Below are 22,405 nucleotides of genomic sequence, written 5' to 3'. Positions count from 1 at the left end.
AGCCTAGTAGCGTCGCAACCGATGACGACGAAGTCCGCGGACGCGATTGTGGTGGGGCACGGGTTGGCCGGTCTGGTCGCGACGTGCGAACTGGTCGACACGGGCAAGCGCGTCATCCTGGTCGATCAACAAGGCCCCGCGGATCTCGGCGGACAGGCGTACTGGTCGTTCGGCGGCCTGTTCATGGTCGACACCCCCGAGCAGCGCCGCCTCGGCATCAAGGATTCCCGTGACCTCGCGATGGGAGACTGGTTCAGCTCCGCCGAGTTCTCCGACGATCGCCGCGACCACTGGGCCCGCGAATGGGCTTCGCGCTATGTCGATTTCGCGTCCGGCGAGAAGCGGCGCTGGCTGCGCAGCCTGGGCTGGCGTCCGTACCCGATCCCGGTGTGGCCCGAACGCGGAGGCCACGGAGCGCTCGGGTCTGGCAACAGCGTGCCCCGGTTCCACGTCACGTGGGGTACCGGGCCCGGGCTCGTCGACGTCTTCGCCAGCAGGGTCCAGGACGCCGTCGCGCGCGCGATGGTGACGCTGCTGCCGTGGCACCGCGTAGACGAACTCGTCCTCGACGACGGTGTCGTCACCGGCATCCGCGGCACGCGGCTGACCCCGTCGGCGCACCAGCGCGGCGCACCATCGTCCGGAACGGCGGCAGGCGAATTCACGCTCGCCGCACCTGCGGTTCTGCTCGCCACCGGCGGCGTCGGCGGCAGCCCCGAACTCGTGCGCGAACTGTTCACCCGCAGTTTCGGCCGCTACCCCGACGAACTGCTGTGCGGAAACCCGTCCTATGTCGACGGCAAGATGATCGCCGTCGCGAAAAGCGCCGGCGCCCATGTGGTCAACGAGGATCGCCTGTGGTTCTACCCGGACGGCGTCAAGAACATCGAACCCATCTGGCCCAATCACGGAATCCACGTCACGGCGGGCCCGTCGGCGCTGTGGCTCGACGCGGAGGGCACCAGGTTCCCACCGCCGCTGTACCCGAACTTCGACACGGTCGGCGCCGTCCGCCACGTGGTCGCCTCGGGTCACTCGTACTCGTGGCTGATCATGAACCGTGAGATCTTTCGCCGGGAGTTCGGCATGTCGGGCCAGGAACAGAATGCGGCGCTCACCGGAAAACACGTGTGGAAGGTCGTCAAAGGCACGCTGAATCCGGCGATCTCACCGCATTTTCAGAGGTTCCTTGACGAGGGCGAGGACTTCGTCACGGCGACGTCGATCGACGCGCTCGCCGCGGGCATGAACCGGGTGCCCGGCGTAACTCCGATCGATCCGCAGGTGCTCGGCCGTCAGATCCGGGCGCGCGACGCCCAATCACGCAACGCCTACAGCAAGGATCTGCAGTTCGCCGCGATCCGCAATGCCCGCCGTTATCTCCCGGACCGGCCGAGGATCGCGCCGCCGGGGCCGATCCTCGACGGCTCGCCGCTGATCGCAGTGAAGCTGCACATCACCACCCGCAAGACACTGGGCGGTCTGCAGACCGACACCGACGGGCGAGTACTGACGGCCGCCGGCGATCCGCTGGCTGGTTTGTACGCCGCGGGTGAGGTCTGCGGCTTCGGCGGGGGCGGCATCCACGGCCAGCGCTCGCTGGAGGGAACCTTCGTCGGCGGATGCTTGTTCACCGGGAGGGTCACGGGGCGTTCGATCGCGTCCGTAAGTTAAGTGCCATGACCTCAAAATGGACCGCCGCCGACGTCCCCGATCAGACCGGCCGGGTGGCCATCGTGACGGGCGCCAACACGGGAATCGGATACGAGGCCGCCCTGGTGCTCGCGGGCAAGGGCGCCCGCGTCGTCATCGCGGTGCGCAACGCCGGTAAAGGCCAGAAAGCCCTGGACGCGATCACCCGAAAACATCCCGGTGCCTCCGTCACGCTCCAGGAGCTCGACCTGGCATCGCTGGCCAGCGTCCGCAACGCCACCGACGCGCTGCGCGCGGCCCACCCGCGGATCGACCTGCTGATCAACAACGGCGGTGTCATGTATCCGCCGAAGCAGACCACCGCCGACGGCTTCGAGCTGCAGTTCGGCACCAACCACCTCGGCCATTTCGCGTTCACCGGTTTGCTGCTCGACAATCTGCTCGACGTTCCCGGCTCGCGCGTCGTGACGGTGGCCAGCATCGCGCACAACATCCGGGCCGGCATCCATTTCGACGACCTGCAGTGGGAGCGGTCGTACAACCGCGTCGCCGCGTACGGTCAGTCCAAGCTGGCCAACCTGCTGTTCACCTATGAGCTGCAGCGCCGGCTGGCCGCCAAGGGCGCGCCGACGATCGCCGTCGCCGCCCACCCCGGCGTCTCCAACACCGAGCTGATGCGCCATATCCCCGGCTCAGGCCTGCCCGGGTTCGCGCAGTTGGCGGGGCTGGTAACCAACAGCCCGCCCGTCGGAGCGCTCGGCACCCTGCGCGCCGCGACCGATCCCGGCGTCGTGGGCGGGCAGTACTACGGGCCTTCGGGCTTCCGCGAGCTCGTCGGACATCCGGTACTCGTCGAGTCGACGAAGCAGTCGCACGACGTCGCGGTTCAGCAGCGGCTCTGGACGGTGTCCGAGGAGCTCACCGGCGTGAAGTACGGCGTGTGATGCGCTCGGTCGACGAGCACCGGCGCGTCGTCGCTGACCTGATCTCCGCGCGGCCCGCCGAGCAGGTCGCGATCCCGGACACGCTGGGGTTGGTCCTGGCCGCCGACGTGGTCGCGCGGCTGTCGCTGCCGGGCTTCGACAACTCCGCGATGGACGGCTACGCCGTGCTCACCGAGGACATCGCGACCGCCACCGAGGACACCCCGGTGCGGCTGCCCGTCGCCGAGGACATCCCGGCCGGACGCACCGACATCCCGACACTGGTCCCCGGCACCGCGCATCGCATCATGACCGGTGCGCCACTGCCCGTCGGCGCGACGACGATCGTGCCCGTCGAGGCCACCGACGGCGGCACCGACACCGTGACGATCCGCGAGGCCAAGAAGGACGGCCAGCACATCCGTCGGGCCGGTGAGGACGTCACGGAGGGCACGACGGTGTTGCGGGCTGGTCAGCTGGTGACGCCCGCCGTGGTGGGTCTGGCGGCCGCGCTGGGCCTGGCCGAGCTGACCGTACTCCCCCGCCTGCGGGTGCTCGTGATGTCGACCGGGACCGAGCTGGTCACCGCGGGCACCGAGCTGCAGCCGGGCCAGATCTACGAGTCGAACGGCGCGATGCTGACCGCCGCCGTGCGTGACGCCGGGGGCGATGTTGTCGCCACCCCGATGACCGGCGACGACGTCGACGTGTTCCGGGAGACGTTGCGCACCCAAGCCGGCGACGCGGATCTGATCATCACGACCGGCGGCGTCAGCGCGGGCGCGTACGAGGTGGTCAAAGACGCCTTCGGCGATGACTCCGTCGATTTCGTCAAGGTCGCGATGCAGCCGGGCATGCCGCAGGGCGCGGGGACCGTCGACGGCATCCCGATCGTCACGCTGCCCGGAAACCCGGTGAGCTCGCTCGTGTCGTTCGAGGTGTTCGTCCGTCCTGCCCTGCGTGCCGCGATGGGACTGTCCGACACCGATCGCCCGCGCCGCGCGGCCACGCTGACCGAGGATCTGACATCGCCGCGGGGAAAACGGCAGTTCCGTCGCGGCGTCTTCGATGCCGTCGCCGACACCGTCACCGGGTACGGTCCCCCGGCGTCACATCACCTGCGCTGGCTGGCGTCGGCGAACTGCCTGCTGGAGATCGACGAAGACACCGCCGAGTTGGCGGCCGGGTCACGTGTGCAGGTGTGGGACCTGCGTTAGCTGTGTAGGAACGTAGAATCGGCGCACGATGGCCAGACGCCCCGACCTCCACACAGGACCAGCGCGCCTGGCGGCACTGGTTCGCACCACCGTTCCCCCGATGCACCCCGCAGGGCTGCCGTTCGTCGGCGCGAGCCTCGCCGTGGCGCTGGCCGGACGCAAGACGCGGTGGCTGCGCAACGCCGGTATCGCCTCCGCCGCCGCCAACGCCGCGTTCTTCAGACATCCGCCGCGGGTGGCGCCGACCCGGCCCGGTGCCGTCGTCGCGCCGGCAGACGGACTGATCTGCCTGATCGAGGAGGAAGTCCCGCCGAGCGAACTCGGGCTTCCCGCAACACCTTTGCCGCGGATCAGCATCTTCCTGTCGCTGTTCGACGCACACGTGCAGCGCGCGCCGCTCGCCGGTGAGGTGGTGGCCGTCAAGCATCATCCCGGGCTGTTCGGTTCGGCCGAACTCGCCGCTGCCAGCGCCGACAACGAGCGCAACAGCGTCGTGATCCGCAGCCCCGAAGGCGCGGAGGTCATCGCGGTACAGATCGCGGGACTGCTGGCACGCCGCATCGTCTGCGATGTCTCCCCCGGCGACAAGGTCGGCCTCGGCGACACCTACGGCCTCATCCGCTACGGTTCGCGCCTGGACACCTACCTTCCTGCGGGTTCGGACATTCTGGTGTCCGTCGGGCAGCGCGCCGTGGCCGGCGAGACCGTGCTGGCCGAGTTGCCCGGATGAGGCCCCGCATCAAGACGCCCGTCGTCAGCGTCAAGATCCTCCCGAGCGCGATGACGGTCGCCGCGATCTGCCTCGGCTTGAGCGCGGTCAAGTTCGCGCTCGACGACCGGCCCACCGAGGCGATGGCATTCCTCGCGATCGCCGCGATCCTCGACGCGCTCGACGGCCGGCTGGCCCGCGCCCTGAAGGCGACGTCGAAGATGGGCGAGGAAATCGACTCACTCGCCGACGCGGTGAACTTCGGCGTGGCACCGGCCTTCATCGTGTACGGCACGCTGCTGTCGACGTCTCGCATCGGCTGGATCGTGGTGCTGCTGTACGCCGTGTGCATCGTGCTGCGGCTGGCCCGCTACAACGCGATGCTGGCCGTGGATCAGCCTGCCTACGAGAAGAAGTACTTCACCGGCATGCCCGCGCCCGCAGGCGCCATCGGCGCCATCGGCCCGCTTGCCGCCAAGATGCAGTTCGGCGAGGGCTGGTGGACATCTGAACCCGCCGTGGTGATCTGGATGATCGCCGTCTCGCTGCTGGTGGTCAGCACGCTGCCGATGCGCAAGATCCACACGTTCTCGGTGCCGCCCAACATGGTGGCGCCGCTGCTGGCTCTGCTGGCGATCGGCGTGGCCGCCTCGATTCTGTACGGCTACCTCGTGATCCTGGTGTTGATCCTGGCGTACTTCCTGCACATTCCGTTCGCGTTCCGCACGAAGCGATTCCTCGCGGCGCACCCGGAGGTGTGGGACGACAAGCCACGTCAGCAGCGCGCGGCGCGCCGGGCAATCCGGCGGACGCACCGCACTCAGCGCGTCCAGCCGCGCCGCTCGACGATGCGGCTCGGTCTGCGCCGGCCACCGAGAGGGTGACGTGCCCAACCTGGCCCTCACCGCCCGGCTGAACACGTCGGCGCTGGACTCACGGCGTGGAGTCGTGCGGCTCCATCCCGAAGCGATTGCCGCACTGGGCCTGCGGGAATGGGACGCGGTCTCGCTGACCGGTTCGCGCACGACGGCAGCGGTCGTCGGGATCGCCCCCGCCGGCACACCTGCCGGCACAGCACTTCTCGACGACGTGACGCTGTCGAATGCGGGGCTGCGTGAAGACACCTCGGTCCTGATCGCGCCGGTCACGGTGTTCGGCGCGCGGTCGGTGACGTTGAGCGGTTCGCGGCTGGCCACCCAGTCGATCGCGGCCGCGACGCTGCGACAAGCCTTGCTGGGCAAGGTGATGACCGTCGGCGACACCGTGTCACTGCTCCCCCGCGACCTCGGACCCGGCACCTCGACGTCGGCTGCCAGCGCCGCGTTGGCGTCCTCGGTCGGCATCACATGGACATCCGAGTTGTTGACCGTCACCGATGTGGATCCGGCGGGGCCTGTCAGTATTCAGCCCAACTCACTGGTCACCTGGGGCGCGGGCGTGAGCCCACCGGCACCGGCCACCGGGCAGCACATCGTCGCCGAAGAGTCCGCCGCGCCGGCGATCGGCTACGACGACCTCAAAGGCTCCCACACCCAGGCCGCGCGGCTCACCGAGTGGCTCAAGCTCGCACTCGACCAGCCCGAGCTCCTCGAAAAGCTGGGTGCGACAGCCAATTTGGGTGTTCTCGTATCCGGCCCCGCGGGCGTCGGCAAGGCCACGCTGGTGCGTACCGTCTGCTCGGGCCGTCGCCTCGTCGAACTCGACGGGCCGGAGATCGGTTCACTGCGCCCCGAGGACCGGCTCGCCAACGTGTCCTCCGCGGTGGCGACGGTGCGCGACGGTGGCGGCGTGCTTCTCGTCACGGACGTCGACGCTCTGTTGCCCGTGCCCGCCGATCCGGTGGCGACTCTGATCCTCACCGAGCTGCGCTCAGCCGTCTCGACCAAGGGCGTCGCGTTCGTCGCCACGTCGGCGGTACCCGACAACATCGACCCGCGGCTGCGTGCGCCGGATCTGTGCGATCGGGAGCTCGGGCTGAGCCTGCCCGACAGCGCCGTCCGCAAGCAGCTGCTCGAGGTACTGCTGCGCGACGTTCCCGCCGGGGAGCTGGATCTCAGCGAAATCAGCGAGCGCACACCGGGATTCGTGGTCGCCGACCTGGCGGCCCTGATCCGGGAAGCCGCACTGCGCGCGGCGGCACGCGCCAGTGAGAACGGCGAAGCACCCACGCTCAGGCAGGAAGATCTCGTCGGTGCGCTCGGCGTCATCCGGCCGCTGTCGCGGTCGGCGGCCGAAGAAGTGTCCGTCGGCTCAGTCACTTTGGACGATGTCGGCGACATGGTGGAGACCAAGCAGGCGCTCACCGAGGCGGTGCTGTGGCCGTTGCAGCATCCGGAGACGTTCCAGCGCCTCGGCGTTCAGCCGCCGCGAGGCGTGCTCCTCTATGGGCCGCCCGGCTGCGGCAAGACGTTCGTCGTGCGGGCGCTGGCAAGCTCGGGCCGTCTCAGCGTGCACGCCGTCAAAGGTGCTGAGCTGATGGACAAGTGGGTCGGATCGTCGGAGAAGGCGGTGCGGGAGCTGTTCCAGCGGGCCCGCGATTCGGCGCCGTCGCTGGTGTTCCTCGACGAGATCGACGCGCTGGCACCGCGACGCGGGCAGAGCTTCGACTCGGGTGTCACCGACCGCGTGGTGGCGGCGATGCTGACCGAACTCGACGGCATCGAGCCCCTGCGCGACGTCGTGGTGCTCGGTGCGACGAACCGCCCCGACCTGATCGACCCGGCGCTGCTGCGGCCGGGCCGGCTGGAAAAGCTGGTGTTCGTCGAGCCGCCCGATGCCGAGGCGCGCACGCAGATCCTGAAGACGGCGGGCAAATCGGTTCCGCTGGCACCGGATGTGGATCTCGCGACACTGGCCGGTGAGCTCGACGGTTACAGCGCCGCCGACTGCGTCGCGCTGCTGCGGGAGGCCGCTCTGACGGCGATGCGCAGGTCCATCGACGCTGCCGACGTGACGGCGGCCGACGTGGCGAAGGCCCGCGAGACCGTGCGGCCGTCGCTGGATCCCGTACAGGTCGAGTCGCTGCGGAAGTTCGCGGAGTCACGCTAGCTCCACTGGCCGTCCGCGCCGAGAGTGCGGTGAGGGCGGAAGATCGGCCCGATCAGCGCCCTGTACGCACTCTCGACGCCCACTCCGAAACAGATCTTGACACTGACTAGTTGCGGTGGCATCGTCGCAACTAGTCGTTGTCAAGATTGGGAGGAATCATGACCGCTCCGACCGTGCGAACAGGTGACCGCGAACGTGAGGCGACCGCCGACATCCTCGGACAGGCGCTGACGCAGGGCTACCTCGACATGCCCGAGTACGAACTGCGCCTGCAGAGGGTCTACGACGCCGGCATCACGCCGGACCTGCGGGCAATCACCGCCGACCTACCGGTGGCCGACCTTCGCCGCAACGACCCCCGGCGCAAAGCCGCCAAGCTCGCCGCAGCACGTCGGGGCATCCATATCCATCTGGCCGCCTACCTGGCGATGGTCGTCATCGTGCTCACGGTGTGGCTCGCGGTCGGACTGGGCGCCGGCTCGTGGTACTTCTGGCCCGTCTGGCCGATCCTCGGCGCCGGCATCGGCGTCCTGTCCCACGCCCTCCCGATCCGCCTGGGTTTCCCGGCGTGCCCGGGCTTCACGGCTCGCTAGCCGCCCTCCGCACCTCACGAAAGTACGCTTTGTGACGGATTTTTCGCGATTTCCGTCATATTTGGTGCACTCGCGAAGCCAGCAAGGCTAGGTCGGATCACCGTACTCGTCGAACCACCCCGCGAGCTTGCCGCGGCGGCTCACGGCGCGCAGCCGACGCTCCGCGAGATCTCGCGTCACCGAGGTCGTCACGATCAGCAGCTCGTCGCCGATCTGCAATCGCGTCACCCGCTCGGGCACGAACGGCTGACCCGCTCGGATGATCAGCGTGATCACGCTCGGGTCGGGCAGCCGCAGCTCCAGCACGGTGACGTTGTGCAGGCGCGACCCCGGCAGCACGGTCATCGTCAGCAGTTCGGCGCCCAAGACATCCAAAGGGGCTGCGTCGACCTGGACTTCGCGGGTGGTGTCGCGCGGGATGAGGTGCAGCCATTCGGCCACCAGCCGCAGACTCGGACCCTGGACGACGGTGTAGAGCACCACCAGGATGAAGACGATGTTGAGCAGCCGCCAGCTGTCCGGCACGCCCGCCACGATCGGGTACGTGCACAGCACGATGGGGACCGCGCCACGCAATCCCGCCCAGGACAGGAACACCTGTTCACGCCACGGTATGCGAAAACCGATGAGCGACACCGCAACCGAGATCGGACGCGCGAGCAGGAGCAACACCAGGCCGGTGACGATCGCCGGAACCACTTCGTCGAGCAGCTGGTCCGGTGACACCAGCAGGCCGAGGATCACGAACACGCCGATCTGGGCGAGCCATCCAGACCCTTCGGCGAAAGACCGCGTCGCCGAGCGGTGCGGCAGGCCCGAGTTCGCGAGTACGACGCCGGACAGGTAGGCGGCGAGGAAGCCGCTGCCGTGCACCGACCCGGCCCCGGCGAACGCCACCATGCAAAGCCCGAACGTCGCGAGCGGGTAGAGGCCGGCCGCAGGCAGCGCGATGCGTCGCAACGTCATCGCCCCGAGGAAGCCGAAGCCGAGCCCGATCGCGGTGCCGATCGCCAGCTCGTAGATCATCGTGCCGGCGATCTCCAGCGGATCGAGTTCCAGCGGCACCGCACTGAACAACAGCACGAGGATGACGGCGGGCGCGTCGTTGAAGCCTGACTCGGCCTCGAGCAGACCGGACAACCGTCGCGGCAGCGGAACCACCCGCAGCACCGAGAACACCGCGGCCGCATCGGTGCTCGACACCACGGCGCCCAGCAGCAAGGCCAACTGCCAGTCCATGCCCAGCAGCCAGTGCACGGCAGCTGCGGTCACCAGCGTGCTCACCCCGACGCCGACCGTGGCAAGTACGCCCGCCGGTGCCAGCACCTTGCGGATGTCGCTGAACCGGGTCGTCAAGCCGCCCTCGACGAGGATGATCGCCAGCGCAGCGGTGCCGAGATCCTGCGCCAGTTGCGCGTTGTCGAACTGCAACCCGAGACCGTCCTCGCCGACCAGCACGCCGACACCGAGGAACAGCAATAGGCTTGGCAGGCCGACCCCGGTGGCCAGCCTCGTCGCAGCGATGCTCACCAGCAGCACGAGGCCGCCGATGAAGAGCGCCACGTAGAGCTGGTGCAGGGTCACGCGTGTGAGTAAATCAGGACAGGAGCCCCCATGCGGATCGCGATCGCCGGCGCAGGCGCGGTCGGCCGTTCTGTCGCGCAGGAGCTTGTCGATTACGGCCACAAGGTCCTGCTCATCGAGAAGGAGTTCAACCGCTACGACCCGTCGACGGTTCCCGGTGCCGAGTGGTTGTGGGCCGACGCGTGTGAGGTGACCACGCTCGAGGAAGCCGAGATGCAGATCTGCGACGTCGCGATCGCCGCAACCGGTGACGACAAGGCCAACCTCGCGATGGCGCTGCTGGCGAAGACCGAGTTCGGCATCGACCGTGTCGTCGCCCGCATCAACGACGCCCGCAACGCGTGGCTGTTCACGGAGGGGTGGGGCATCGACGTCGCGGTGTCGACGCCGCTGGCGCTCGTCGCCGCCGTCGAGGGTGCGATCGACGTCGGGCACCTGGTCCGCCTGATGGCCCTCGGCCGCGATTCGCGGGGGGATCTCGGACAGCGCGCGACGAACGTCGCGAAGTTCACGCTGCCCGACGACAGTCCCCTCGTCGAGAAGCGGGTGCGGGATCTCGCGATGCCCGACGACAGCGCGTTGGTCACTGTGCTGAGGGGCAACCACCTGATGGTTCCCGGTCCCGAGGATGTGTTGCGGGCCGGCGACGAGATGCTTTTCGTGTCCGCATCCGGGGTCGAAGAACGTATCCGGCAGATGGTCCAGGGCAGCACACGTAGACTGGAGTGACTCCAGAGTCAGTACGGCTGACTGCCGCCCACGACGAGACGGAGTCTCTTTCTCGCCATGCTCGCCATCCTTGCTGCCCACGCAGTCGCCGCCGTGGTGGCACCTCTGCTCGTGTACCGCTTCGGCAGGTTGGCGTTCTATCCGCTGGCCCTTGTTCCTCTCGGCTCACTCGTCTGGGTGGTACTGAACTGGCCTGCCGCCGGCCGGGCACACACTGTCGACGTCCCGTGGGTCCCCGCCCTGTCGATGGACATCGCGCTGCGCTTCGATTCGCTCGCCGCGATCATGAGCGTGCTCGTCCTCGCGATCGGCGCGCTGGTTCTCTTTTATTGCGCGGGCTATTTCCATCACCACGACGGTCACACCGAGAAGCGGTTGCCGAGTTTCGCGGCAGAGCTGGTCGCGTTCTCCGGCGCCATGTTCGGTCTGGTCACCAGCGACAACATGCTGGTGTTGTACGTGTTCTGGGAGATCACGACGGTCCTGTCGTTCCTGCTGGTCGGTCATTACGCCGAACGCGCGACGAGCCGCCGGGCCGCGACGCAGGCGCTGTTGGTGACGACGTTCGGTGGGCTGGCGATGCTCGTCGGCATCATCGTCATCGGCAATCTCGCGGGCACGTTCCTGTTGTCGGAGCTGATCGCGAATCCGCCGACGGGGCTGGCGTCCTCGGTTGCGGTGGTGCTGATACTGATCGGCGCGCTGTCGAAGTCGGCCATCGTGCCGATGCACTTCTGGCTGCCTGGCGCGATGGCCGCGCCCACTCCCGTCAGCGCCTATCTGCATGCGGCGGCGATGGTGAAGGCAGGCGTCTACCTCATCGCGCGCATGACCCCGGGGTTCGCCGACGCACCGGAATGGCGGCCGACGGTGGTGACGCTCGGTCTGTTGACGATGTTGCTCGCGGGTTGGCGCGCCATCCGCGAGTACGACCTCAAGCTCATCCTGGCGTTCGGCACGGTCAGCCAGCTCGGTCTCATCACGGTGATGGTGGGGTCCGGTGGCAGCGAGATGATGCTCGCCGGCCTGGCCATGTTGTGTGCGCACGCCATGTTCAAGGCGGCTCTGTTCATGGTGGTCGGCATCATCGACCACGCCACCGGCACGCGCGACATCCGAAGGCTGGCGTGGCTGGGCGACCGCAGCAAGGCACTGCTGATCATCGGCTGTGGCGCCGCCGCGAGCATGGCGGCGCTGCCGCCGTTCTTCGGGTTCATCGCCAAGGAGGCCGACTTCGAGACGGTGTTGCACAGCCCGTATCTGGGGGGCGCGTCACCGTTCGTCCTCGCCGGCATCGTGGCCGGTTCGGTGTTGACGACGGTGTACAGCCTGCGGTTCGTGTTCGGCGCGTTCGGCCGTAAGGGCCTGCCGCACCCGAGCACCCGTGTCGAGGAGATGCACCGTCCGGAGCCGGCCTTCCTGATCGCGCCTGCGATCCTCGCCGCGGCGGGGCTGGTGTTCGGTCTGTGGCCCAAGCCGCTCGACAATGTGCTGTCCGCCTACAGCGACTCGGTGCCCGATCCCCGTGGCTATGCCGGTGAGTACCACCTGGCGCTGTGGCATGGAGTCAACCTTCCGCTGCTGCTGTCGGTGATGGTGTTGGCCACGGGCATCGCTGTGTACTTCGGGCGCAAGCGCCTCCGTCGCGCCCGTGCGGACTTCGTTCCGCTGGGCAACGCCGACCGGATCTACGACGCGGTGATTCGTGGCGCCGACGTGCTGTCGGTCCGGTTGACGGCGGTGACGCAGCGCGGCTCGCTGCCTCAGACACAGTCGTTCATCTTGATCACCCTGGTGCTGCTGCCGCTCGGTGTCCTGATGCTGGGTGCGCGTGACAGACCCGAGTTCGAGTTGTGGGATTCGCCTCCCCAGGTGGTGGTCAGCCTGCTGATGGTCGCCGCCGCCCTCGCCGCCGTCGTCCTGCGCAACCGTCTGGCAGCGGTGTTGATGGTCGGTGTCACCGGCTACGGGTGCGGCGCGATCTTCGCGTTTCACGGCGCGCCTGATCTCGCGCTGACGCAGTTCCTCGTCGAGACTCTGACGCTGGTCGCCTTCGTCCTGGTGCTCCGCACCCTGCCCGCGGAGAGCAGCCGCGCCGAAACCACCCGCTTCCGTCTCCCGCGCGCCGCGCTCGCCGTCGCCGTCGGCGCGACCGTGGCCACTCTCGCCGCCTTCGCGATGGCAGCACGCACGGGCCGTCCCATCGCGGAGCTGCTGCCCGAAGCCGCGTACGCGATCGGGCACGGGTCCAACACCGTCAACGTCTTGCTGGTCGACATCCGGGCCTGGGACACCATGGGCGAAGTCTCCGTCCTCCTCGTGGCCGCCACGGGAGTTGCGTCGATGGTCTTCCGCAGTCGGCGCTTCGGTGCCGCGCCAAGGGTTTCCGATGTCGGGCAACCCGACATCGGGAAGCTGCCGACGTCTGCCAACACCAGTCCCGCCGTCGGCGAGATCACGTGGTTGCGCGGCAGCGAGCTGCGCGACCCGCAGCACCGCTCACTGGTCCTCGAAGTCGCGACCCGGCTGATCTTCCCGGTCATGATGGTGCTGTCGGCGTACTTCTTCTTCGCCGGCCACAACGTTCCGGGCGGCGGTTTCGCGGGCGGCCTGATGGCGGGCCTGGCGCTGGTACTGCGCTACCTCGCAGGTGGGCGCTACGAACTCGGCGAGACGCTCCCGCTCGACGCGGGCAAGATTCTCGGCACTGGGTTGACGCTGGCAGCCGGTACCGCGGCCGCGTCGTTGCTTCTCGGCGCCCCGGTGCTGTCCTCGGCGGTCATCGAATTCGACGTCCCGGTTCTCGGGACCATCAAGTTCGTCACCGCCCTGTTCTTCGACCTGGGGGTGTACTTGATCGTGGTCGGGCTTGTCCTCGACGTCCTTCGTAGCTTGGGGGCCCGCATCGACGTGGAGATGAGCGAGCAGCCGCGCAGCAGACCCCATCGGACGGCGAGGCCGCAATGACCACCTATCTCATCCCGCTCATTCTCATCGGAGTGTTGACCAGCGCCGGCGTGTACCTGCTCCTCGAGCGCAGCCTCACCCGAATGCTGTTGGGTCTGTTGCTGATCGGCAATGCGATCAATCTGCTGATCCTCAACACCGGCGGTTCGTCCGGGAACCCGCCGGTGCGCGGACGAACCAGCGGAACCGAGGCGGCCACCGCGGATCCGCTGGCGCAGGCCATGATTCTGACCGCGATCGTGATCACGATGGGGGTGGCGGCATTCGTGCTGGCACTGACGTATCGCTCCTTCCGGATCAACACGATTGAAGAGGTCAGCAATGACCCTGAGGACACCCGCGTCTCACAGCTGTCGGGCAAGGAGAACGACGACGTCGACGAGCGACTCATCCCGGATTCGTCACGCGACACCGATCTGCCCGACGAACTCGACGCGCTCCCCGGCCACGAGGGGTCGCGATGATCGCACCTCATCTGGCTTCCGTCCTGACGCCACTGCCGGTACTCATCCCGATGCTGGCCGCGGCGATGACGCTGTTCGCCGGCCGCCGGCCACGCCTGCAGCGCTTCATCGCCGTGCCCGCACTGTCGGCGGCCGTCGTCGTCTCGTGCTTGCTGCTGTACCTGGCCGACCGGGACGGGACGATTGCCCTGCAGGTCGGCGGCTGGGGACCGACTGAACCGGGGATGGGCCCGCTCGGCGTCACGCTCGTCGTGGACCGGCTGTCGGCGCTGATGCTCGTCGTCTCGTCGATCGTGTTGCTTGCCGTCGTGTTCTACGCCATCGGGCAGGGCATCCGCGATGGTGACGAGCGCCAGCCCGTGTCGATCTTCCTGCCGACATACCTCGTGCTGTCCGCGGGCGTGTTCATGGCGTTCCTGGCCGGTGACCTGTTCAACCTGTTCGTCGGTTTCGAGGTGCTGCTCAGCGCGAGCTTCGTGCTGCTGACCATCGGGGCGAGCAAGGAACGGGTGCGGGCAGGCATCTCGTACGTGATGGTGTCGATGGTGTCGTCGCTGGTGTTCCTGTTCGGCATCGCACTCGTGTACGCCACTACCGGGACTCTGAACCTCGCCGAGATCGCGGTCCGCCTCGACGACGTGCCGTCAGGCACCCGGATGGCGTTGTTCGCCGTGCTGCTCGTCGCTTTCGGGATCAAAGCCGCGGTCTTTCCGCTGTCGGCCTGGCTGCCCGACTCCTACCCCACGGCGCCCGCACCTGTCACCGCGGTGTTCGCCGGATTGCTCACCAAAGTCGGTGTCTACGCGATCATCCGCGCCCACTCGCTGCTGTTCCCCGGCGGCGGGATGGACGCGGTGCTGTTGGTGGCCGGCGTGCTGACGATGATCATCGGCATACTGGGCGCCATCGCCCAGAGCGACATCAAGCGACTGCTGTCGTTCACCCTCGTGAGCCATATCGGCTACATGGTGTTCGGGATCGCGCTGTCCAACCAGCTGGGCATGTCCGGGGCGATCTACTATGTGGCGCACCACATTCTGGTGCAGACGACCCTGTTCCTGGTCGTGGGCCTCATCGAGCGACAGGCCGGTGCGTCGACTCTGGAACGGCTCGGCGGGTTGGCGATGGCGAGCCCGCTGCTGGCTTTCGTGTTCGTCGTGCCCGCGCTGAACCTCGGTGGTATTCCGCCGTTTTCGGGATTCATCGGCAAGGTCGCCCTGTTGGAGGCGGGCGCCGAGTCGGGGTCGGTGCTCGCGTGGATCCTGGTGGCCGGCGGCGTGGTGACGAGCCTGCTGACGCTCTACGTCGTTGCGCGGGTGTGGACAAAGGCGTTCTGGCGGTCGCGCAAGGACGCGCCGGAAGGTCATCTCTCGGGCCCGGCCCCCAGCGCGCTGCTGGACAACACCCAGGACGACATGGACATCGAGCTGATCGACCGGGATGACGTGGGCCGGATGCCCGTCGGCATGCTGGTTCCCACGGGCGCTCTGATCGTCGTCGGCCTGCTGCTGACTGTTTTCGCGGGTCCGATCTTCGCCTACAGCGACCGCGCCGCTGTCGAGGTGATGGACCGGGGGCAGTACATCGAGGCGGTCCTGGGAGGGACGCGATGAGGAGGAACGCGCTCCGGATCTGGATCGTCCTGTGGCTGGTCCTGGTGTGGGTCCTGTTGTGGGGCAATATCTCTGCGGCCAACGTGCTGTCCGGACTGGCGGTCGCCCTGGTCATCACGGTGCTCCTACCGCTGCCCGCGGTCCCTGTTGAGGGCCGGTTCCACCCGTTGTCGGTGCTGCGACTCGTGCTGACTGTCGCCTACTGGCTTGTCGTGTCCTCGGTGCAGGTGGCCGCGCTCGCGCTCAAACCGGGTCCCCCGCCGCTGACGGCGGTGCTACGCGCACATCTGGACATCAAGTCCGATCTGGTGCTGGCGCTGGCGGTCAACATCATGAACCTGACGCCTGGCAACATCGTCCTGGAGATCGACCAGACCCGGCGGATGATCTACGTCCACGTTCTCGACGTGGGATCGGAACGCACGGTCAACCGCTTCTACCACCAGGTGGACAAGCTTCAGAAGATGCTGGTCGCCTCCTTCGAGCGCAACGAGGACTGGGCGCCGTCGGTGGATAAGGAGGCGCAGTCATGATGACGGTGTGGATTGCTGCGGGCGTGATGCTGTCGCTTGCGGCCGTGGCCACCATGTTTCGCATGCTGCTCGGGCCGACGACGCTCGACCGGCTGGTGGCCCTCGACACGCTCGTCGCGGTGACGATGTGCGCGATCGGCGCGTGGGCGGCGTTCAGCCTCGACACGACGGTCACCTACAGCCTCACGGCGCTGGCGCTGATCACCTTCGTGGGGTCGGTGAGCGTTGCGAGATTCCGTGTGCCGGACGTCGCCGACCCTCCGGCGAAGAGGTCTCAGCGATGAGCGCTCGCGCGAAGAGCAGAGGACTCAGATGACCATCTCCGACATCGTCGCCAGCGTTCTGATCCTCGGCGGGTCGGCGCTGGCGCTCACCGCGGCGATCGGCGTGGTGCGCTTCCCGGACACGTTGTCGCGTATGCACGCCGCAACTAAGCCCCAGGTGTTGGGCCTGCTGCTGGTGTTGGCGGGTGCGGCGGTTCGGCTGAGCGGGCATGTCGACGTCGGCATGCTGATTCTGACCGGCCTGTTCACGGTGATCACTGCGCCGGTGATTGCGAACCGCGTCGGCCAGCTCGCCTACCGCGAACAGAACATGCGCGACGACCTGGTGACCACTGACGAGATGCATGATTTCGCCGCTGAACGGGCATCCCAGAGCGATGACGGTACTGGACGGTGACCGGAGTGAGGCAGATGCCGGTGTAATGCGTACGGCGTTGGGCACTGCCATGTCCCGCGCCAAGGAGAGTCTGTCCCGGTTTCCGTTGTTCACCGATCCCTACGCGCAGCTTCTCGTCGACGCGGCGGGGCCCGTCGGCTCCGGGTCGACGACGGAGGAGTCGGCAGAGCAACAGCACTATGCCGCCGCGCGCACGAAGTGGTTCGACGAGTTCTTTGTCGCCGCGAGTTCTGCCGGTGTCTCGCAGGTCGTGATCCTCGCCCCCGGACTCGATACCCGGGCGTGGCGGCTGCCCTGGCTCGACGACACCGTTATCTACGAGGTAGACGAGCCGCACGTGCTGGAGTTCAAACAGCAGGTCATCGAGAAGTCCGGTGTGACTCCGTCCGCGAGGCGCGTCCCGGTCGCCCTGGAAGAGGCTCGCGAAGACTGGCCGAAGGCGTTGACGGCGGTGGGTTTCGACTACACCGAACCGACGGCTTGGGCGAGCGAGGGTCTGGTCAATGACCTTGACGCTCAATCGATGAACCATCTGCTCGAGAAGGTGGAGCTCTACAGTGCGCGCGGCAGCCGTATCGCGGTGGAGTCTCAGCCGCACGCTCCGGTGGACGTGTCGTGCTGGCTGTGTGAACGGCATTGGGAGGTCAAGACGACTCCGGCCGCAGAGCTGATCACCCGGTACCACCGTGCACCGGCCACCGGGGACAGCGTGTTCGTCGCCGGTCGCAAACTCTGACTCAATCTGTGTGCGGATCCCCCGCTTGAAGTTTGTGTCCTGACACCTGCTCAAGCCCCGGTAACGTCGAGTTTTATGTCATTGATGGTCAATCCGGACCTTTTGCGGGCGTTCGCAGGTCAGGTGGACACCACGTCGGCGTCGATCGCCGAGGCCAACGTCGGCACCACCGTGTCTGCAGCCGCCGACGGGCTCCCCGGATCCACGACGCAGTGGGCCGCGCGGCTTGTCGGTACCCACGTCGGCGAGCAGGCGAAGGCGATCGCCGACAACGTCGCGAAAATGGGCACCGCTGTTCGGGGTACCGGCGATTCCTACGAGGTGACGGACGACGCCCTGGCCGGGAACTTCAAGGGCATCTTCTGACTCGTGCTGCCGTCTCGCTCTCGCCTCGAAAGCTGGAATCCCGACGCCCTCACGTTCACCGGTCCGGCGGTGAAGACTGCGGGACAGTCAGTCGAGCGGTCAGTGGGGCGGCTCAGCACTTCGGTGCAGGAGATGCCGGAGACGCGGGCGTGGTCTGGAGCTGCCCATGACGCCGCGACAGGAATGTTCGACCGCGCCCACCAGTCGACCAAGAGCTTCAGCGATTACACCTCCGCGATCGGTGATGCGTTGGACAACGCGGCCGAGATAATCGGCTCCACCCGAAAAGCTCTGCTGGACAAGGCTGACGAGATCGACGCTGGGCCCCTCAACGTCTCCGAAGGCTGGGTTGTGCTGATCGACCCGGGTGCGCAGACCGCCGGTCAGATCGACGAGCTGATGAAACTCGTTGTGAGTGAACAGACTGCGATCAACGATCTCCTGGTGGCCGTCGGTGACGCCGACGACTCGACCGCCGACAGTCTGATGGCTGCTGCGAAACCGTTCGGATTCACCCCGCCTGCAACAGCCGGTCTGCCGGGCATGATGCCGACGAACGCTCCACGCCCGCCCGATGATGTTCCGAGCCCCCGACATCCAGCTGGCCTGTTGCAGCAGGCGACTATTCGTGGCGAGGAGATGGCAACGACCGTGCGCGAGACACAATCGGGCTACAACAAGGACGGCCACTTCGAAAAGACGCTGATCATGCAGGACGGCAGCAAGATGCGGATCACCGAGTACGAGCCCGACCACGACCGGGGTGTCCCGGACATGGTCGAGGAAGAACACTTCGACGCCAACGGCGAACTCATTTCCTGGACGACGTCCACCCGGACTCTGGGTGGCTACGAGAAGACGATCATGAACTGGGCCGACGGCACTCAGTATGTCGTTGACCGCACACCAGAAGGTGTTGCGACCGGACACATCAATCTGCCCGGCAACCGACAAGTCGTAATTCCACCGAATAGCCCACTGTTGACGACGGTGCCGGACCGAGTCGGCGACGTACTCACCGGTCTCGAGGCGCATATCGCAGATGGCGGCAGGATCCCGATGCTTTCCATGGATAACGTTGAGAAAATAGGGGCGGGTGCAAAGTACGGTGGCGCGGCACTCGGCACCATGTCGGCGATGTACGACTTCCTCAGAGCATCGACCCCCGCCGACAAGTGCGTTTCAGTCTTCGCAGGCACTTTCGGGCTGACAGGTAATGCACTTGGTGGAGCGGGCGGAGCCGCGTTAGGAGCACCGATACCATTTCCGGGCACGACGGCGGGATTAGCGATTATCGGTTCGGTAGCCGTGGGTGAGCTGATGAAAGAAGCAGGAACCAAGGTCGGAGAGGTGCTTTGCGGGAACTAGAAAGCGTCCAGCCGCCACCAAACTGGAGCGAGAGTCTCCCGAAGGCGACGTGGTTCGGCGTCGCCGTCTTCGTGATAGCGATCGGCTACTGTCTCACGAAAGCAATTGGGTCGTTTCAACAAGGTTCGCTAGTTGGCTCGATCATTATGGGCGGCCTCGCGACGGCATGTGGATTCTTCTTGGCGGCCCTGGTCATAACCGTACATCTCTCAACACGGCGATTCGCCGAATGTGGTTCTCATGGAACGATCGTTCGCGTGAATCCGCTGATATTGGTCACCTATGGGCTCGGCCTTGCGAGTGCGACCCTCAGCACTTCGCTGTACATCGCACATACTGGGAAGGAAGAAGTTCGAGAGCTGCTCGGCGGCACTGTGACCCGGTACCTCATGGGTGCGCTGTTGGTGATTTCGGCAATCAGCTTGATCGGCATGGTCCGCACTCGCGAACCCGGCCAGATACGAATTGGTCCCGACGGTGTCCAGCACGCCGATATTTTTGGGGTACGTACCGTGAAGTGGGATGAACTGGTCGACATCACCGATACGACGGACAAGAAGACGAGAAACCCAATCGTCCTGCTTACCAACGATTCCAAGCCGATCGTCGTCAGCAACGCCGACCGCTACGGCGACAGCGGCCCAGCCCTGTATTGGATGGTGCGCCACTACTGGAAGCACCCCGAGAATCGCGACGAACTCACCGACGGCCGCGCGCTGGACCGCCTCCGCAACGGGCAGTTCGCACCGGAATGATTACTCCGAGAGCTGGAACTCCACCATCGCGATGACGGTGTCGACTGCCTCGGACAGTGCCGCCACGCGGGCTGCGGCGGACGGCGCCGCCAGAATCGAGTATCGGTCCGCCTGCCCCATCGGCAGCCGAGCCGTCAACGCGTACAACCACTTCGACGCTTCACCCGACTCATCGGCACCCGAGACGATGTCGCGGGCGTTGACCTGAGCCCCGCGCGCTGTCGCGATCCTCTCGAACAGGCCCACCATCCGGTCCTCGATGTCGCGGATGGCAGACACATCGACGGCCTCGCCAGGTTCGTCGGGCCACACCTCGATCACGGCCCGCGGGTACGGGTTGTCGGGCAACCATTCGAGGATCCGGATCCGCTCCCCCAGAACGCATTTCAGCCTGTATCTACCGGACCCCATGTCGGCGTGTTCGACGATCCGGGCCAGTACACCGACGTCACTGCGCGAATCGCCACCACCGACTTCACGGCCGGCTTCGATGAGGACGACGCCGAACACCGGGTCCTCGGTGGCCAGGCAATCCTGTACCAGCGCCGAGTATCTCGGCTCGAAGATCCGCAGTGGCAGTTCCTCGCCGGGCAGCATCGCCACCTCAAGCGGGAACATCGGCACGGTCGGCATCCTCAGAGCTCCAACTCGCCGACCAGGGCATCGACCACGGCCCGCAGATCCCCGTCGTGTTCCTCGGCGACCCGGCGCTGACGCTGATAAGACGCACCGTCACGGACGATGTCCGGGATCCGGGCGAGCTCGTCGACACACTTCAACCGCTTCGCGACGGGTTGTAGCCGCTCAAGGAGGTCGTCGAGGTCCTCGGTGACCAACCGCTCATTGCTGTCGGCGTCGAGAATGATGATGGCGTCCATCCCGTAACGCGCTGCGCGCCATTTGTTCTCCTGCACATGCCACGGCGGCATCACCGGCAGTGATTCACCGGCGTCGATCCGGCGGTCCAGGTCGACGATGAGGCAGTGGGTCAGCGCGACGAGCGCCGAGAGCTCGTGCAGGTTGGACACGCCGTCGAAGATCCTGACCTCGATGGTTCCGAGATGCGGCGAAGGCCTTATGTCCCAGCGGATCTCGTTCATGTGGTCGATGATGCCGGTCTTCTTCTGGTCGCTGACGAAGCCTTCCCATTCGCGCCATTCCTGGAAGTGGAACGGCAGACCGGCCGTCGGAAGCTGCTGGAACATCATGGCCCGGTTGCTGGCATAGCCGGTGTCCTCACCGTCCCAGAAGGGCGATGACGCCGACAGCGCCAGCAGGTGCGGATACTGGTGCAGCAGTGAGGTGATGATGGGCATCACCTTGTGCGCCGACGACACTCCGACGTGCACGTGCACGCCCCAGATCGTCATCTGGCGTCCCCACCACTGCGTCCGCTTGATCAGCTCCGCGTAGCGCGGGGCATCGGTGAGCTGTTGGGCCGACCAGTCCGCGAACGGGTGGGTGCCCGCGCAGAACAACTCCATGCCGCGCTCGCGCACGATGTCCCGCACCGGCCGCAATGTGGCGGCGAGGTCGTCCATCGCCTCACCCGAGTTCTCGCAGATACCAGTCACAACCTCGACGGTGTTGCGCAGCAGTTCCTTGTGGACGCGCGGGTTCTCGCCGATCTCGGCGATGACCGACGCGGCTTCGTTGCTCAGGTCGCGGGTATCGGCGTCGACGAGGGCGAACTCCCACTCGACACCGAGGGTCGGCCGAACCGACCCGGCGAAATCGATCCGGCTATCTGCCCGTGGATCAGGACCCAGTGATGACACCGCAGGCCACCCGTGCTCCGGCGTCGCCGGTCGCCAGGGTGGTCTGATCCGGTGGCGGAGCACCGTCGACCTGCTGGTAGCGCTCCGGGGGGATGTTGGCGAAGTTGTCGGCCTTCTCGTGGATGACGATCGCGGTCCCGCCGCCGTTCATCAGATCCGCGGCGGTGAAGGCGTCGGTGGTGGTCACCAGCTTCGCGGAGCCGTCCTCGCGCACCTGCAGTGAGGACAGGTCGCCGCTGGCCGGGTGGCCGCTGTGACCGGAGACCTGGAAGTGCCCACCCGCGGAGTTGAAGTTGGCGGGCGCGCCGCCGGTGGGCGCGACGGAGTTCGGTTCGCACTTGCCGACCGAATGGATGTGCAGGCCGTGGAATCCCGGAGCCAGCTCGCCGGCGGCGGTGGTCTCGACGGTGATGGTGGCGTAGCCGTCGGAGAAGACGATCTCCGCGTTGGCGACCGTGCTGCCGTTGGCGAGGTTCAGCTCGGCGGTCAGCGTCTGGCCGCCCCCACTGGTCTCCTCGCTGTGCCCCGAACCGTGCTCGTCGGGTCCTGCCGACGGTGACGGCGATCCGGTCCACACCGGGGGTGTGGTGCCGGGTGTATCCGATGGCACATCTCCCGGAGGAGTACACGCACTCAACGCAAGTGCGGGCACTGCAAACAATGTGGCGGCAGCGACGGACCTGAGCAT

Annotated in this window: 22 protein-coding genes; 18 read left to right on the top strand and 4 right to left on the bottom strand. The window is 66.9% G+C overall.

Translation table 11 applies throughout. The features are described from left to right. Nucleotides 1-21 precede the first annotated feature (21 nt). The 7 genes from P9A17_RS02245 (at nucleotide 22) to P9A17_RS02215 (ending at nucleotide 8,143) form a co-directional block, all read left to right on the top strand. On the top strand, nucleotides 22-1,674 hold the full coding sequence (locus P9A17_RS02245; RefSeq protein ID WP_278036963.1) for an FAD-binding dehydrogenase: 1,653 nt from the start codon (nucleotides 22-24) through the stop codon (nucleotides 1,672-1,674). 5 nt (nucleotides 1,675-1,679) lie between these two features. Further along, nucleotides 1,680-2,597, top strand: a complete 918-nt coding sequence (locus tag P9A17_RS02240) for an SDR family NAD(P)-dependent oxidoreductase (protein ID WP_278036962.1) — start codon at nucleotides 1,680-1,682, stop codon at nucleotides 2,595-2,597. Beyond that, on the top strand, nucleotides 2,597-3,793 hold the full coding sequence (gene glp / locus P9A17_RS02235; protein ID WP_278036961.1) for a gephyrin-like molybdotransferase Glp: 1,197 nt from the start codon (nucleotides 2,597-2,599) through the stop codon (nucleotides 3,791-3,793). The genes P9A17_RS02240 and glp overlap by 1 nt, the downstream gene beginning before the upstream one ends. A gap of 28 nt (nucleotides 3,794-3,821) precedes the next feature. Beyond that, nucleotides 3,822-4,523, top strand: a complete 702-nt coding sequence (locus P9A17_RS02230; RefSeq protein WP_278036960.1) for a phosphatidylserine decarboxylase — start codon at nucleotides 3,822-3,824, stop codon at nucleotides 4,521-4,523. Further along, nucleotides 4,520-5,386 (top strand): phosphatidylcholine/phosphatidylserine synthase, encoded by an 867-nt coding sequence (locus P9A17_RS02225; RefSeq protein ID WP_278036959.1) that lies wholly within the window; start codon nucleotides 4,520-4,522, stop codon nucleotides 5,384-5,386. Before P9A17_RS02230 ends, P9A17_RS02225 begins: the two co-directional genes overlap by 4 nt. A gap of 1 nt (nucleotide 5,387) precedes the next feature. Then, nucleotides 5,388-7,550, top strand: a complete 2,163-nt coding sequence (locus P9A17_RS02220) for an AAA family ATPase (protein ID WP_278036958.1) — start codon at nucleotides 5,388-5,390, stop codon at nucleotides 7,548-7,550. 158 nt (nucleotides 7,551-7,708) lie between these two features. Beyond that, nucleotides 7,709-8,143 carry a DUF1707 domain-containing protein gene (locus P9A17_RS02215; protein WP_278036957.1) on the top strand — a complete coding sequence of 145 codons (435 nt, stop codon included), beginning with the start codon at nucleotides 7,709-7,711 and terminating at the stop codon, nucleotides 8,141-8,143. An 87-nt stretch (nucleotides 8,144-8,230) separates the two neighbouring features. On the opposite strand, the gene P9A17_RS02210 is transcribed toward P9A17_RS02215, so the two are convergent. Beyond that, entirely contained in the window at nucleotides 8,231-9,727 is a 1,497-nt protein-coding gene (locus tag P9A17_RS02210; protein WP_278036956.1) for a potassium/proton antiporter, read from the bottom strand. 30 nt (nucleotides 9,728-9,757) lie between these two features. Here P9A17_RS02210 and P9A17_RS02205 point away from each other — a divergent pair, with 30 nt between their 5' ends. From P9A17_RS02205 to P9A17_RS02155, 11 genes are all read left to right on the top strand, one after another. Continuing rightward, complete coding sequence (locus tag P9A17_RS02205; RefSeq protein ID WP_278036955.1) at nucleotides 9,758-10,456, top strand: TrkA family potassium uptake protein; 699 nt, start codon at nucleotides 9,758-9,760, stop codon at nucleotides 10,454-10,456. A gap of 57 nt (nucleotides 10,457-10,513) precedes the next feature. Further along, nucleotides 10,514-13,423, top strand: a complete 2,910-nt coding sequence (locus tag P9A17_RS02200) for a Na+/H+ antiporter subunit A (protein ID WP_278036954.1) — start codon at nucleotides 10,514-10,516, stop codon at nucleotides 13,421-13,423. Continuing rightward, nucleotides 13,420-13,887 (top strand): Na(+)/H(+) antiporter subunit C, encoded by a 468-nt coding sequence (locus P9A17_RS02195; RefSeq protein WP_278036953.1) that lies wholly within the window; start codon nucleotides 13,420-13,422, stop codon nucleotides 13,885-13,887. Before P9A17_RS02200 ends, P9A17_RS02195 begins: the two co-directional genes overlap by 4 nt. Continuing rightward, entirely contained in the window at nucleotides 13,884-15,500 is a 1,617-nt protein-coding gene (locus tag P9A17_RS02190; protein ID WP_278036952.1) for a Na+/H+ antiporter subunit D, read from the top strand. The genes P9A17_RS02195 and P9A17_RS02190 overlap by 4 nt, the downstream gene beginning before the upstream one ends. Continuing rightward, the gene (locus P9A17_RS02185; protein WP_278036951.1) at nucleotides 15,497-16,033 is read left to right on the top strand and encodes a Na+/H+ antiporter subunit E; all 537 of its coding nucleotides are present in this window, start codon (nucleotides 15,497-15,499) and stop codon (nucleotides 16,031-16,033) included. Before P9A17_RS02190 ends, P9A17_RS02185 begins: the two co-directional genes overlap by 4 nt. Continuing rightward, nucleotides 16,030-16,317 (top strand): monovalent cation/H+ antiporter complex subunit F, encoded by a 288-nt coding sequence (locus tag P9A17_RS02180; protein WP_278036950.1) that lies wholly within the window; start codon nucleotides 16,030-16,032, stop codon nucleotides 16,315-16,317. Before P9A17_RS02185 ends, P9A17_RS02180 begins: the two co-directional genes overlap by 4 nt. 28 nt (nucleotides 16,318-16,345) lie before the next feature. Then, entirely contained in the window at nucleotides 16,346-16,714 is a 369-nt protein-coding gene (mnhG, locus tag P9A17_RS02175; protein ID WP_278036949.1) for a monovalent cation/H(+) antiporter subunit G, read from the top strand. Beyond that, nucleotides 16,695-17,450 carry an SAM-dependent methyltransferase gene (locus tag P9A17_RS02170; RefSeq protein ID WP_347403822.1) on the top strand — a complete coding sequence of 252 codons (756 nt, stop codon included), beginning with the start codon at nucleotides 16,695-16,697 and terminating at the stop codon, nucleotides 17,448-17,450. Before mnhG ends, P9A17_RS02170 begins: the two co-directional genes overlap by 20 nt. A gap of 81 nt (nucleotides 17,451-17,531) precedes the next feature. After that, nucleotides 17,532-17,816 (top strand): type VII secretion target, encoded by a 285-nt coding sequence (locus P9A17_RS02165; RefSeq protein WP_278037017.1) that lies wholly within the window; start codon nucleotides 17,532-17,534, stop codon nucleotides 17,814-17,816. Between the two features lie 3 nt (nucleotides 17,817-17,819). Further along, complete coding sequence (locus tag P9A17_RS02160) at nucleotides 17,820-19,184, top strand: WXG100 family type VII secretion target (protein WP_347403821.1); 1,365 nt, start codon at nucleotides 17,820-17,822, stop codon at nucleotides 19,182-19,184. 257 nt (nucleotides 19,185-19,441) lie between these two features. Beyond that, on the top strand, nucleotides 19,442-19,939 hold the full coding sequence (locus P9A17_RS02155; protein ID WP_278036946.1) for a hypothetical protein: 498 nt from the start codon (nucleotides 19,442-19,444) through the stop codon (nucleotides 19,937-19,939). On the opposite strand, the gene P9A17_RS02150 is transcribed toward P9A17_RS02155, so the two are convergent. The 3 genes from P9A17_RS02150 to P9A17_RS02140 are packed head-to-tail and all read right to left on the bottom strand — an operon-like array spanning nucleotide 19,940 to nucleotide 22,405. Continuing rightward, nucleotides 19,940-20,572, bottom strand: a complete 633-nt coding sequence (locus P9A17_RS02150; protein ID WP_278036945.1) for an LON peptidase substrate-binding domain-containing protein — start codon at nucleotides 20,570-20,572, stop codon at nucleotides 19,940-19,942. Between the two features lie 2 nt (nucleotides 20,573-20,574). After that, nucleotides 20,575-21,717 (bottom strand): glutamate--cysteine ligase, encoded by a 1,143-nt coding sequence (locus tag P9A17_RS02145; protein ID WP_278036944.1) that lies wholly within the window; start codon nucleotides 21,715-21,717, stop codon nucleotides 20,575-20,577. Next, entirely contained in the window at nucleotides 21,698-22,405 is a 708-nt protein-coding gene (locus tag P9A17_RS02140) for a superoxide dismutase family protein (protein ID WP_278036943.1), read from the bottom strand. Before P9A17_RS02140 ends, P9A17_RS02145 begins: the two co-directional genes overlap by 20 nt.

Source organism: Mycobacterium sp. 236(2023), assembly GCF_029623955.1.
Classification (GTDB): Bacteria; Actinomycetota; Actinomycetes; order Mycobacteriales; family Mycobacteriaceae; genus Mycobacterium.
This window is presented reverse-complemented; position numbering and strand designations above follow the sequence as displayed.

Excerpts from the sequence above, each read along its gene's own strand:
- P9A17_RS02245 (WP_278036963.1), top strand. The coding sequence starts at position 22 with ATGACGACGAAGTCCGCGGACGCGATTGTGGTGGGGCACGGGTTGGCC.
- P9A17_RS02240 (WP_278036962.1), top strand. The coding sequence starts at position 1,680 with ATGACCTCAAAATGGACCGCCGCCGACGTCCCCGATCAGACCGGCCGG.
- glp (WP_278036961.1), top strand. The coding sequence starts at position 2,597 with ATGCGCTCGGTCGACGAGCACCGGCGCGTCGTCGCTGACCTGATCTCC.
- P9A17_RS02230 (WP_278036960.1), top strand. The coding sequence starts at position 3,822 with ATGGCCAGACGCCCCGACCTCCACACAGGACCAGCGCGCCTGGCGGCA.
- P9A17_RS02225 (WP_278036959.1), top strand. The coding sequence starts at position 4,520 with ATGAGGCCCCGCATCAAGACGCCCGTCGTCAGCGTCAAGATCCTCCCG.
- P9A17_RS02215 (WP_278036957.1), top strand. The coding sequence starts at position 7,709 with ATGACCGCTCCGACCGTGCGAACAGGTGACCGCGAACGTGAGGCGACC.
- P9A17_RS02205 (WP_278036955.1), top strand. The coding sequence starts at position 9,758 with ATGCGGATCGCGATCGCCGGCGCAGGCGCGGTCGGCCGTTCTGTCGCG.
- P9A17_RS02200 (WP_278036954.1), top strand. The coding sequence starts at position 10,514 with ATGCTCGCCATCCTTGCTGCCCACGCAGTCGCCGCCGTGGTGGCACCT.
- P9A17_RS02195 (WP_278036953.1), top strand. The coding sequence starts at position 13,420 with ATGACCACCTATCTCATCCCGCTCATTCTCATCGGAGTGTTGACCAGC.
- P9A17_RS02190 (WP_278036952.1), top strand. The coding sequence starts at position 13,884 with ATGATCGCACCTCATCTGGCTTCCGTCCTGACGCCACTGCCGGTACTC.
- P9A17_RS02185 (WP_278036951.1), top strand. The coding sequence starts at position 15,497 with ATGAGGAGGAACGCGCTCCGGATCTGGATCGTCCTGTGGCTGGTCCTG.
- P9A17_RS02180 (WP_278036950.1), top strand. The coding sequence starts at position 16,030 with ATGATGACGGTGTGGATTGCTGCGGGCGTGATGCTGTCGCTTGCGGCC.
- mnhG (WP_278036949.1), top strand. The coding sequence starts at position 16,346 with ATGACCATCTCCGACATCGTCGCCAGCGTTCTGATCCTCGGCGGGTCG.
- P9A17_RS02170 (WP_347403822.1), top strand. The coding sequence starts at position 16,695 with ATGACGGTACTGGACGGTGACCGGAGTGAGGCAGATGCCGGTGTAATG.
- P9A17_RS02150 (WP_278036945.1), bottom strand. The coding sequence starts at position 20,572 with ATGCCGACCGTGCCGATGTTCCCGCTTGAGGTGGCGATGCTGCCCGGC.
- P9A17_RS02140 (WP_278036943.1), bottom strand. The coding sequence starts at position 22,405 with ATGCTCAGGTCCGTCGCTGCCGCCACATTGTTTGCAGTGCCCGCACTT.